11 protein-coding genes are annotated in these 12,788 nt (G+C 36.8%); 5 read left to right on the forward strand and 6 right to left on the reverse strand.

All coding sequences use genetic code 11. From position 1 onward, the window contains the following. Positions 1-7 precede the first annotated feature (7 nt). From ACTJIP_RS01895 to ACTJIP_RS01920, 6 genes are all read right to left on the reverse strand, one after another. Positions 8-319 (reverse strand): hypothetical protein, encoded by a 312-nt coding sequence (locus ACTJIP_RS01895; RefSeq protein WP_077418573.1) that lies wholly within the window; start codon positions 317-319, stop codon positions 8-10. A gap of 59 nt (positions 320-378) precedes the next feature. Then, the gene (locus ACTJIP_RS01900; protein ID WP_077418572.1) at positions 379-1,989 is read right to left on the reverse strand and encodes a Na+/H+ antiporter; all 1,611 of its coding nucleotides are present in this window, start codon (positions 1,987-1,989) and stop codon (positions 379-381) included. A 227-nt stretch (positions 1,990-2,216) separates the two neighbouring features. After that, on the reverse strand, positions 2,217-2,837 hold the full coding sequence (locus ACTJIP_RS01905; RefSeq protein ID WP_077418571.1) for an alpha/beta hydrolase: 621 nt from the start codon (positions 2,835-2,837) through the stop codon (positions 2,217-2,219). A 5-nt stretch (positions 2,838-2,842) separates the two neighbouring features. Next, positions 2,843-3,796 (reverse strand): ring-cleaving dioxygenase, encoded by a 954-nt coding sequence (locus tag ACTJIP_RS01910; protein WP_180564164.1) that lies wholly within the window; start codon positions 3,794-3,796, stop codon positions 2,843-2,845. A 314-nt stretch (positions 3,797-4,110) separates the two neighbouring features. Further along, positions 4,111-4,407, reverse strand: a complete 297-nt coding sequence (locus ACTJIP_RS01915; protein WP_149386463.1) for a GNAT family N-acetyltransferase — start codon at positions 4,405-4,407, stop codon at positions 4,111-4,113. Positions 4,408-4,465: 58 nt separating this feature from the next. Beyond that, a complete protein-coding gene (locus tag ACTJIP_RS01920) occupies positions 4,466-5,398 on the reverse strand; it encodes a ring-cleaving dioxygenase (RefSeq protein ID WP_440704048.1) in 933 nt (310 codons plus the stop codon). 681 nt (positions 5,399-6,079) lie between these two features. On the opposite strand from ACTJIP_RS01920, the gene ACTJIP_RS01925 reads away from it, so the two are divergent. The 5 genes from ACTJIP_RS01925 to ACTJIP_RS01945 all read left to right on the forward strand — a co-directional run bounded on the left by ACTJIP_RS01925 (position 6,080) and on the right by ACTJIP_RS01945 (position 12,312). Continuing rightward, positions 6,080-7,078 (forward strand): EamA family transporter, encoded by a 999-nt coding sequence (locus ACTJIP_RS01925; RefSeq protein WP_175627274.1) that lies wholly within the window; start codon positions 6,080-6,082, stop codon positions 7,076-7,078. An 18-nt stretch (positions 7,079-7,096) separates the two neighbouring features. Beyond that, the gene (locus ACTJIP_RS01930; RefSeq protein ID WP_219072998.1) at positions 7,097-8,125 is read left to right on the forward strand and encodes a methionine ABC transporter ATP-binding protein; all 1,029 of its coding nucleotides are present in this window, start codon (positions 7,097-7,099) and stop codon (positions 8,123-8,125) included. After that, on the forward strand, positions 8,118-8,774 hold the full coding sequence (gene metI, locus ACTJIP_RS01935; RefSeq protein ID WP_047378236.1) for a methionine ABC transporter permease MetI: 657 nt from the start codon (positions 8,118-8,120) through the stop codon (positions 8,772-8,774). The genes ACTJIP_RS01930 and metI overlap by 8 nt, the downstream gene beginning before the upstream one ends. Before the next feature lie 78 nt (positions 8,775-8,852). Next, complete coding sequence (gene metQ / locus ACTJIP_RS01940; protein ID WP_077418565.1) at positions 8,853-9,662, forward strand: methionine ABC transporter substrate-binding lipoprotein MetQ; 810 nt, start codon at positions 8,853-8,855, stop codon at positions 9,660-9,662. A 439-nt stretch (positions 9,663-10,101) separates the two neighbouring features. After that, a complete protein-coding gene (locus ACTJIP_RS01945; RefSeq protein ID WP_440704227.1) occupies positions 10,102-12,312 on the forward strand; it encodes a glycoside hydrolase family 3 C-terminal domain-containing protein in 2,211 nt (736 codons plus the stop codon). The last annotated feature ends 476 nt before the right edge of the window (positions 12,313-12,788 follow it).

The raw sequence follows: 12,788 nt of genomic DNA on the forward strand, positions 1-12,788 counted from the left end.
GTCAGGTTTACCCCTGCAAATTAGGAAAAAGACTGTAAACTTCATTCTTTAAAAGTCCACTTCCTCCTCCGTAATGCTCAATCACTTTAACATCTTTATGTAAATCAGCGCAAAATATTTTAATGTCTTTTTCAAAATCTTCCTCAAGTCCTGAACTTAGAAGAACAATATCTACCGCATTATCTCTTATATATTCATAACAGAAATTTTCCTCACTTTGTATTTCGGCAGTCCAACCTTCATTATTTTCTATAATTCTTTTTAAAGTCTCGAGAATTTCCTGATTCTTTCCAATGACTAAAAAATGTAATGTTTTCATGTTTTAAGATTTAAAATTCAAGGTTCAGAGTTTAAAGTTTATAGCTGTTGATCTCACTTTTACAAGTGCTTATTCCCTGTAATCTTCAGTTCGTTCAGGTCCAATTGAGATTCTGCTTTTCTTATTTCGTCTTCGCTGAAGCGTTTTTCACGTTTCATTTGAAACAGTTCTTTTCTCTGCAGGGCAAATATATCCAGCATCACATTGTGATATTCTGCCATATCGTTTCGTCTGTTGGTACACATTTCCAAAGAGTTTAAATGATTCTGATGAAGTTTAATATCGGTTTCCAGAGCTTTTTTAAAATTCTCAAGCAGACTATTGCTGTTCACCAATTCATTATATTCTTTATCAAGTTTTTGGACAGCAAGCTTATCCAGTCTCATTTGAATCCCGGCCTGCTGTTCATGGGAAGGAAGAATAGGATCAATTTCCTGAATTTTTGTCAATTTGATCACCAAAGGCAGTGTCAATCCCTGAAACACCAATGTCACAAAAATGACCACAAATGTGATAAAAATGATCAGGTTTCTCATCGGAAATTCGGCCTGACTGTTCATCATTACTGGTATTGACAAAGCTGTAGCCAAAGATACAACTCCTCTCATTCCTGCCCATCCTATAATTAAAGGATTTTTCCATCCCGGACTTGGATCACGGCGGGCTTTTTCACTCAGCCATCTTGGGATATGAGCCACAGGATAAATCCATAACAGACGTACTATAATAACGATCAAACTTATAATTAAACCATATTTGATTCCTTCCATTAATGAAATTTCGCCCAATCCATTGATGATATCCGGAAGTTCAAGACCTATTAATACAAAGACTAAAGCATTCATTACGAAAATCAGAGTATTCCAGACTCCTGTCATATTGATTCTTGTAGTTCCTGTTTTAAAAATTTCATGAGCACGGAAAGACATAAATAAACCTCCACTCACTACAGCCATTACTCCCGAAAAATGAAAATGTTCTGCAGAAAGAAACAGAATATAAGGCGTAATTACGGTAATGGCAGCATCAATAGCGGGTGTAGTAGGTAAAAACCGGTGAATTGCATAAAAAATATGAGCTCCGGCAATTCCTATTACAATTCCCATTCCTGCTACCAGAAAAAACTGCCCTGTTGCTTCATGCATTGAAAAAGCTCCTGTCATTACTGCGGCCAGCGCAAATCTGAAAACAATCAGTGAAGACGCATCATTAATCAGGCTTTCTCCTTCCAGTATAGCAAGAGTGCGTTTTGGAACTTTTAATCCTTTTAAGACTGTGGTGGCAGCAACAGCATCCGGTGGTGAGACAATTCCTCCCAATAAAAACCCTAATGCCAGTGTAAATCCGGGAATCAGCATCTGTGAAGTATAGGCAACTACCAGAGAGGTCAGAAATACAAGACCAAAAGCCAGCAGGCTGATGGGACGTTTCCATTTCCAGAAATCATTCCATGAAGTATACCAGGCTGCTTCATACAAAAGAGGAGGTAAAAAAATTAAAAATATAATTTCGGGATCCAGCTTTAAAACAGGAACTCCTGGAATAAAACTAATTCCTAATCCGGCGAGCACCAGAAAGATAGGATAAGCAATTTTAATCCGTTGTGCCAGCATGACCAGCATCATGACGAGTAATAAAAGTCCCAGTATTAAAAGTAGTTGTTCGTGCATTTTCTTTAGGTTATAAGTTTTGGCTAAAGCCAATGGAATATTTATTTTCTTAAGGCAGGCTAAAGTCCACCTCTATTGAATAATTAATGATGCTTGATAGATTCCTCCGGAATGACAAATATTACGCCTTATCTATCCATTCACTTTGTCATTCCGGAGGAATCGTAACTTTACTTAAACACATTAAAGGTCTTTAAAAATTACGAATAATTTTAAAGTTAAAATACTTATTTAAATAGTATCAAGTTGGCCAATTCAATTTCTTCCTCATTAATAGAATGTCCAAAATTGGCATATACTTTTTCTGTCACCTCAGCATTCATTTCTCGTAAAATATTGGCTGTAGCATATACTCTTTCTACAGGAACATGAAAATCAGGGTTGCTGGTTCCCAGAAAAACAGGGGTTCCGGCGAAATCTCCTTTATAGTTTTCACGATTGATCTTATCTCCTATCACTCCACCAATAATGGCTGCTGCTCCACCGAACTTCTGAGCATTGCGGGCCAGAAATTCAAGGGTAAGGCAGGCTCCCTGAGAAAATCCGAAAAAGTATATATTTTCCGGTTTAATTCCTGCTTTTACGGCAGCTTTTACTGTTTCTTCAACCATTTCAAGGGCTGATGATAACCATGGTTCGTTTTGTTCTACCGGTGCTATAAATGAAAAAGGATACCAGGTATGATTCAAAGCCTGTGGGGCTAATAAAGCATAGTCTTTTACATTCAAATGTTGAGATAAACTCAGAATATCCTGAGCGCTTCCTCCACGTCCATGAACCATAATCAAAGCTTTTTCTGCCTGGTTTAATGGAATTCCTGCTGTTTTTATATTTAAAATATGACTCATTATTTCTATCTGAATTTTTCTGTTGGATAATTAATTGCGGGAAGAACTTCTTTCAGACGTTCTCTTCTTTTTTCAAACTGCTGTGGCAACTGCAGAGCTTCTCCTAAAAACGCTGCTTCTTCATCTACATCGAAACCAGGGCCGGAAGTTGCAATTTCAAATAAAACACCTCCTGGTTCTTTAAAATATACGGAAGTAAAATATTTTCTGTCTTTCACTTCGGTATGTTCCAGTCCGTAGGCATTTAATCTTTTTACCATTTCAAGCTGAGAGGCCGCATCCGGAGTAGCGAAAGCTACATGATGAACAGTTCCTCTTCCAGCTAATCCTTTCAATGCATTAGGAGTAGACAATAGATCTACATATTTTCCAGGCATATTTTCTGTTCCCAATCTCAGTCTGTCAGGAGTTTCCTTAATCACTTTATGATCCATCTGAGTGGTCAGAAGAGCGGCCGTTCTTTCATAGGCATCCTGCCAGATTTCTACGTGATGAATTCCTTTGACGGCATAATCTTTAGGAATATAACCATTGTAATATCCTTTTCTTTCATCCTTATCATTGAAAACCAACTCCAAACCCAATCCGTCAAAATCTTCAAGATAAATAAAAACTTCTTCTGAGAATCTTTGCTGTGGCTGTTTGAAAGGAATATTAAACTGTTCCAGACGGTTCATCCAATAATCCAGAGCTTCTATAGAAACTGAAAATGCAGTCGTATTGAGCATTCCTTTCCCGTGTCTGCCATTGATCAGATCTTTGCCATACGGAAAAGTAGTCATGATCGTTCCCGGTGTTCCGTATTCGTCCCCGAAATAAAAATGATAAACATCTGAGTAATCAAAATTGACCGTTTTTTTGACTAAACGAAGGCCCAAAACGCCAGTGTAAAAGTCTATATTTTCCTGTGCATTGCCGGTAATTGCCGTAACGTGATGCAGTCCTGTGATAAGTTTCATTGTGTTGAAATTGTTAATTAATTATTGTGATGGATAAAAAGGCAAAATTGCGAAAGGGTAAAATAGCAAATAAACGAAGAAGGCGGAATGGTAAAAGGAAGAAAAATCTCTAGGATTGTTTCCAGAGGCAACATACAATGTTTAGATTCCTACGGGATGACAAGGTGGACGGATAAATAAAGCGCATAGTTCGTCCATTCCGAAGTAATCTATGCTCTTACCATCTCAAATTCTCTTACTCTCAAACCTTAAAACTCGTATTCAAAACCCCGAAACTAAAAAACCCGCATCCCGAAACTCGCCTCTCAAACTCACTACAGTTCTTCTTTCATCCACACATCATTATATTCTTCCGGATGACGTTTGAACTGTGCGTGAACATACGGACATAACGGCAGAATTTTTAAATCGTTTTCTCTTGCGTAGGAAACCAGTCTTTCTAATAAAATTTTAGCAAAACCTTTTCCTTCATATTCCGGATGTACCTCAGTATGATAAACCGTCAGTTTTTTTCCAATGACTGAAATATCCATTTTACCTGCTTTATGATCGTCTGAGAAAAGCTGGATTTCTCCTTTTCTTCCTTCTAAAACTATTTCTGTTCTTTCCATTTTATTGTTTTTAATTCTTAATTCAAAATTAGCATCTTTATCAGAGCCGGCCGATGATCTATGATAACTTCGGAAGTACTCCTTCTATTTTCTCACGCATTCCTTCGTACTGTGCAGGAAGCTTCAGGTTTGTTCCCAACTCATTCAATGGCTCATCCACAGTGAACCCCGGATTGTCAGTTGCAATTTCAAACAAAACACCTCCCGGCTCATGGAAATACAATGAATAGAAATAATCTCTGTTGATTTTCGGAGTAATGCTTAGTCCTGCAGATAATACTTTTTCACGATATTCCATCAGAACGTTGTCATCTTTCACTCTGAATGCAATATGATGATTGGTTCCGGCAGCATTTCTTCCCGCAGGAATTGTACTGTTTTCAATAATATCTACAAGATTTGCCGTATCAATTGCATCGGTAGCCAATCTGTATCTTTCTCCTTCCTGTTTCTGCAAATCGTAACCTAAAACATCAGTCAGAACTTTTATTGTAGGATCTGCTTTTTTTAAGGTTAAAGTTACATTATGGAATCCTTTCAATGCATATTCATCTTTGATGTCATCAGTTGTCCATACTTTTCTGCTGTCTTCACCTGCAGGTTCTATCAACTGTAACTGTAGACCGTCAGGATCTTTAAAAGAAATCATCTTTTCTCCAAATACTTCTTCTTCTTCCACATTTACATTAAAGCTTTGCAATCTGTTTTTCCAGAACTCAAGACTTCCTTTGGGTACTGAATATCCAATATGGGTAGCCATTCCGCTTCCGTTATTTCCTTTACCAATTCCTTCCCATGGAAAGAAGGTAAGAATGGTTCCCGGTGTTCCGTTTTCATTCCCAAAATAGAAATGATAAGTTCCCGGATCGTCAAAATTCACTGTTTTTTTCACCAGTCTTACTCCTAAAACCTGGGTATAAAAATCTAAATTTCTTTTGGCATTGTCTGCTATTGCAGTAATATGATGCAGACCTATTATTCTATTGTCCATTGTCTTTAATTTTTATGCTAAATTACAGTGAACAGAAATGCTGCGCATTTAACTAGTTTAATAAATAAAAAGATCCAATGATCTTGTCGCGTTAATCTGATAATAATAAGTTGATTTAAAATTCACAGATTTAATGGGAGTTCCCGCAATAAATAAATCAAGGTTTATAAATAATCTACAAAATAAAAATGCATCAGAATAAATTTCTACCTGTTTTCTTTTTAACAATATAAAATTATTTAATTCTCATAAATTTCAATTTATTTTACATTTTTGATAATGAAAAACAAGCAATATTTTTTATTTTTTTTGAAATAAAAAAGAACTAAAACTGTTTTTTAATTAAAAAAAACAGTAAACAAACAACTAATAAAACACTAACAAACAATATATTAAACTATTAATAATAAATTAATATTTAAAATGTCTACTTTTTTAGTGGACTAATAAAAATTAAATTATATATTTGCAAACGTATTCAGGAAATAGAATAAAATGAAGACAGAATTAAAAAATAATTTAATTAAGAAACATACCATCAAAAACATGATGAAGGATATCTGTATGCCTGTGCATCGAGAATACTGTGGTTGACCTTACTTTTATTTAGACATATTTTAAAGGCTTTACCACATGGTAGAGCCTTTTTTTATTGAACACAACAACATTAAAAAAATAAAAATGAATAATTCTAAAAACAAATGGTTGATTCCATTGGCTTTTACAAACATCTATGTGATATGGGGAATTACGTTTTTAGCTATTTCATTTGGCTTAAAAGGTTTTCCGCCATTCATTCTTTCGGGGTTAAGATTTCTGGTTGCCGGAATTCTGATGATAGGATATCTTCTTTCTAAAGGAGAAAAAGCAAATTCTCTGATCAACTGGAAGAAAAATGCAATTACCGGTATTCTTATTCTTACCGGAGGAACAGGACTCGTAGCCTGGGGAGAACAATATGTAACGGCTTCAGAAGCGGCCATTTCTATTGCAACCGGCCCGTTCTGGTTTATTGCAATCGACAGAAAAAACTGGAAATATTATTTCTCAGATAAATTTATTCCGATAGGACTGGCCATTGGATTTGCAGGATTAATTATGTTTTTAAAAGGCAGTGTAAACTCAAATGCTGCTCATGCTATTGCTAATGAAAATCTACGTATTACCGCCTTTATTGTGTTGGGCTTAAGTTCCATCGCATGGGTACTGGGATCTTTATATTCAAAGAAAAATCCAGCTTCTCAATCTACCTTTATGAATATTGCTCAACAGCTTATAGTAGCGGGATTAGCTTCATTTTTAATTGCTTTTATGAGAAAAGAATGGACTGGTTTTTCAGTTTCTGCAGTTCCATTATCGGCATGGTTTGGGGTTCTATTTTTGATCTTCTTTGGATCGATAGTCGCTTATTTGTCGTACATTTGGCTTCTGTCCGTAAAACCCGCTGCCTTGGTAAGCACTCACACCTATATCAATCCTATTGTAACAGTGATTGCAGGCTGGATTGTTGCCAACCAAAGCATCAATGGAGGTCAGCTGTATGGTTTATTCATCATATTGCTGGGAGTACTTCTAACGAATGTCACCAAGTATTTCAGACTTTCAAAACGGTCAAAGGTAAAAATCAGAAGAGTAAGAAGATTTTTTAACAGAGCAGGCAGGCCATATCAGCCTATTTAAACAGAATACAAAATCAGAATGATAGAAATCAGAAACATATCGAAAACATTTCACCAGAAAAAACAGTCCTTTAAGGCATTGGATAAGGTGAGTTTAAATATAGAGAAAGGAGATATTGTAGGAATTATCGGTTTTTCGGGTGCAGGAAAAAGTACCCTTATCCGTACAGTAAATTTACTGGAAAGACCGGATGAAGGGCAGATTATTATTAATGGAAAAGATTTTACCCAGCTCAATTCTAAGCAATTGGCTGAGGAACGTAAAAAAATTGGGATGATCTTCCAACATTTCAATCTTCTTTCTTCAAGAACTGTTTTTGATAACGTAGCTCTACCTTTGGAACTGGATCATAGCAGTAAGGATGAAATCAACAGAAAAGTCAACGAACTACTGAGGATCGTAGGGCTTGAAGATAAAGCCAATGATTATCCCAGAAGTCTTTCAGGAGGACAGAAACAGAGGGTAGCTATTGCAAGGGCTCTAGCTAATGATCCTCACCTTCTGCTTTGTGATGAAGCAACCAGTGCGCTGGATCCGGCTACAACGCAATCTATTCTGCAGCTTTTAAGAGATATCAATCAGAGACTGGGAATTACCATCCTTTTAATTACCCACGAAATGGAAGTTATCAAAGCGGTCTGCAACCACGTTGCAGTGATCGACAAAGGAAAATTATTAACAAAAGGAACTTTAAGCGAGATTATTTCGGACAAAGAGAACCCGATAATCCGGCAATTTATAAATTCAGACATCATGACCCTGCCACAGGAATTCATTAGCAGACTGCAGAAAGAACCCAAAGACGGTTTATTTCCGCTTGTCGAAATAGAACTTAACGAAAACATCAGTGTTGAACAAATTCTTTCAGCGCTATACAATCAATATAAAATCCCTTATAAACTTTTAAAGGCTGACGTAGAATATTTCGGAAATTCAAATTTTGGAAAAATTTTGCTGCAGCTTCAGGGTGAGGCTGAAGAAAACCAACAGGCGATCTATTATTTCAACCAAAATAAAATTCAAAATACAGTAAAAGGATATGCTTAGTGATACGGTAATTGCCCTTTTGGCAAAAGGAACCTGGGAAACGGTTTATATGACATTTTTATCCGGATTTTTTGGATTTGTACTTGGACTTCCGGTGGGAATCATGTTATTTTTAACCAGAAAAGGACAACTGCTGGAAAATGCAGTCTATCATAGAGGACTATCTATTCTGGTTAATATTTTCCGTGCCATCCCTTTTATTATTCTGATCGTATGGATGATTCCTTTTACGAGAATTCTGGCAGGAACTTCTATTGGAGTAAATGCAGCTTTGGTTCCGCTAAGTGTGGGGGCAGCTCCGTTTATTGCGAGACTTGTTGAGAACAGCCTTATTGAGGTTCCTCATGGTCTTATAGAAACGGCAAGAGCCTTGGGAGCTTCTCCTTTACAGATTATCAGAAAAGTATTGCTTCCTGAAGCACTTCCTTCTTTAATCAACAATGCCACAATCACTTTGATTACGCTTGTAGGATATTCTGCAATGGGTGGTGCTGTAGGTGCAGGCGGACTTGGACAGGTTGGCTATCAGTATGGTTATATCGGATATGATATTGTCATTATGAATACGGTATTAATTTTACTGGTTCTGCTGGTCTTCATCATTCAATTTGCGGGAGACCGGTTATCAAAAAGATTTGATCACAGGTAGTTGAGTTTGGGATGCGAACTGGAAAGTATATTATTTTACTCATTTGTTCTGTCCTAATCCATTTAAATAAAAAATAGAATGAAAAAAATAAAGATTTTTGGTGTAATAGCTGCCGGAATACTGCTGTTCAGTGCTTGTTCGGGAAGAAAAGATGATCCGAACTTTATCCGGGTAGGAATCACCTATGGTCCGGAACAGGAAATTGCTGAGGTTGCCAAAAAAGTAGCTAAGGATAAATATAATCTGGATGTGGAACTTATTCCTTTTAATGATTATGTAGTTCCCAATGAAGCCCTGACAAACGGAGATATTGATGCCAATGCTTTTCAGCATCTTCCTTATCTGGCAGAGCAGTCCAAGCAGAGAGGATACCATCTTGTACCTGTAGGAAATACATTTGTATACCCTATTATAGCCTATTCAAAAAAGATTAAAAATATCAGTCAGCTGCAGGAAGGCAACACTGTTGTTATTCCCAATGACCCAACCAATGGAGGACGTTCCCTGCTTCTGCTTCAGAAAGGAGGTCTGCTAAAATTAAGACAAGGTGTAGGACTTCTGCCAAAAGTAACAGATATTACAGAAAACCCGAAACAGCTGAAAATCATGGAGATTGAGGGAGCCCAGATTCCAAGAGTCTTAGATGACAGGGATGTTGTGGTAGGAATTATCAATAACAATTTTGCAGCTCAGGCAGGATTAGATTCGGAAAAACAGGGGATCTTAATTGAAGATAAAGACTCTCCGTATGTGAATCTGGTGGTTGCCAGACAGGATAATAAAAACAGTCAGAAAGTAAAAAACTTTGTAAAAGCCTACCAGTCTCCGGAAGTGGAAAAGAAAGCCAAAGAGATTTTCAAAGGCGGAGCTGTGAAAGGATGGGATTAATGAGTCTGAGGATTTGAGAGTGAATTCGAGATGCGGGGGTACGGTTTTCGGGTGAGAATTTAAGAATAGGAGGTTTGGTGTAGATTCCTACAGAATAGACAAACTACACGCTTTACCTATACGTCCACCTTGTCATTCCGTAGGAATCCAGGCACTGTGTTAGGAGGGTTGTAGGGTTAAAGGTATTGAGTGAAAATATAGGAGTAGCTTCATTTGTCTTTTACCATTTTGCAATTTCGATTTTTTTCTTAATAATTAAAAATATTTAATAATAAGCTGTCTGCAAATACGTGGACAGTTTTTTTATTCATTAAAATTTATTTTCTCAATTTGAGATAATAAAAAATTTTCTCTATTTTTGCTTTTAATCAAATAGAAAGGCATTATGTTAAAGAAAACCGTCATTATAAGTTTATTCACCTTTATTTCTGCTTCTTATATGGCCCAGACTAATAATATCCTTCCCGTTTATTTAGATGAATCCAAACCTGTAGAACAGCGTATTCAGGATGCATTATCAAGAATGACACTGGAAGAGAAAGTGGCAATGCTTCATGCACAGTCAAAATTCAGTTCGCCGGGTGTTCCAAGACTTGGAATTCCGGAATTCTGGACCACTGACGGTCCTCACGGGGTGCGTCCTGAAGTGATGTGGGACGAATGGGATCAGGCAGGATGGACTAACGACTCCATTATCGCCTACCCTGCTCTGACTGCTTTATCCGCTACATGGAATAAAAAAATGTCATGGAATTATGGTAAAGCTTTGGGTGAAGAAGCCCGCTACAGAAAAAAAGATATTCTTCTGGGACCTGGAGTCAATATCTACAGAACTCCTCTGAATGGAAGAAATTTTGAATATATGGGTGAAGATCCTTATCTGACCTCAAAAATGGTAGTTCCTTATATTAAAGGGGTACAATCTAATGGGGTGGCAACTTCTGTGAAACATTTTGCACTGAACAATCAGGAAATGTTCCGTCATACGAGCAATGTGAATGTAGATGACAGGGCTCTTTATGAAATTTATCTTCCACCTTTCAAAGCAGCGGTAACAGAGGGTGATTCGTGGACAATCATGGGTGCTTATGATATGTACAAAGGCCAGTATGCCAGCCAGAATCAATATCTATTAAATGATATTCTAAAAAAGGAATGGAACTATAAAGGGGTTGTAGTCTCCGACTGGGGTGCTGTAAACAATACGGAACAGGCGATTCATAACGGACTTGATCTGGAATTCGGATCGTGGACCAACGGACTTTCTGCCGGAACTAAAAATGCCTATGACAACTACTATCTGGCAAAACCTTATCTTGATCTGATTAAAGCAGGAAAAGTAGGAACCACAGAGCTTGATGATAAAGTAACAAGATTACTTCGCCTTGCTTATAAAACAACAATGAACCGCAATAAACCTTTCGGGAATATTGCTTCTGAAGAGCATAAAGCTGTTGCCAAAGAAATTGGTGAAGAAGGAATCGTCTTATTAAAGAACCAGGGTAATGTACTTCCTATTGACCTTAATAAAGCTAAAAAAATAGCGGTTATTGGAGAGAATGCCATTAAAATAATGACAGTTGGTGGAGGTTCTTCATCTTTAAAAGTGAAATACGAAGCTCTTCCTTTAGACGGAATCAAGTCAAGGTTTGGAAAGCAGGCAGATGTACAGTATGCGAGAGGTTATGTAGGAGATATCGGAGGTGAATATAATGGGGTAAAATCCGGACAGGATTTAAAAGATACCCGTTCTGAAGCTGAATTATTGAATGAAGCTGTAGAATTGGCCAAAAAATCAGATTATGTAATTTTTGTAGGAGGATTGAACAAAGCTGATTTCCAGGACAGTGAAGGAAATGACAGAAAAAGCTATGGACTTCCTTATAACCAGGATCATGTGATTTCTGCTCTTGCAAAAGCGAATAAAAATCTTGCTGTTGTTTTGGTTTCCGGAAATGCCGTAGCTATGCCTTGGATCAAAGAAGTTCCGACCGTTTTACAGTCGTGGTATCTGGGTTCTGAAGCTGGAAATTCTATTGCCTCTATTCTGGCAGGTGATGCAAATCCATCAGGAAAACTTCCGTTTACATTTCCTGTAAAACTGGAGGACAATTCAGCACATCAACTTGGAGAATATCCCGGGCAGAAAGATGAGTTGGCTGCTGGAAAAGGTAAAGACCAGAAAAACCCTATCAATATTACTTACAACGAAGGCGTTTTTGTAGGCTACCGCTGGCATGATACTAAAAATATAAAACCTCTGTTCAGTTTCGGACATGGATTGAGCTATACGACTTTTGAATTCGGAAAGGCAAAAGCAGACCAGACAAGCATTTCACAGGATGGTAAAATTACGTTTACTGTAACAGTTAAAAATACAGGTAAAAAGGCAGGTGCTGAAGTTGCCCAGCTTTACATCAGTGATTTAAAATCATCTGTTCCAAGGCCTGCAAAAGAACTGAAAGGTTTTGAAAAAGTATATCTGAATCCTGGCGAACAGAAAGAAGTTACTTTCACCATTGATAAATCGGCTTTAAGTTTCTTTGATGCTCAAAAACATGACTGGGTAGCTGAACCCGGAGATTTTGAAGCACTGATTGGAAATTCTTCCGATGCCATTAAAACAAAAGTGAAGTTTACCCTTAAATAAAAACTGAGAGTTAAGAGTATAAACTCTATTTAATAATTATTTGATAGAATGCAAACAGATTCCAAATTGGGATCTGTTTTTTTATAATTTATTTAAACGCAAAGATTCTTAGATTCTGTCGTATGATACAAGGAAGCAAAGTGAAGCGACAACGTCGCGGATGAAGCTAATAGATAATAGAATCAATTACTATTGATTCCATCTCTTTGCTCACTTAAATTCAAAAATATCTCAGATTAAAACTTTACGTTAAAAATAAAAATCTAAATTTTAGATGTGCTCAAATATTCAATCTTCAAAACTTTTTTTAAACCATTAAGGAGTTCTTAAGTGATGAAGAAAAATTAAGATTCAAATAAATTTGAATGAAGCACAGTGTTTTATGAATATCTTCAGATATGCTCTTAATACTCTTAACAGCTTAATATTTTCTTAATGGTTCAAAAACTTCAGTGTAGATTTTTTGCTATACTAAG

Origin of the sequence: Chryseobacterium sp. 22543, from assembly GCF_052044565.1 — a bacterium.
GTDB lineage: Bacteria > Bacteroidota > Bacteroidia > Flavobacteriales > Weeksellaceae > Chryseobacterium.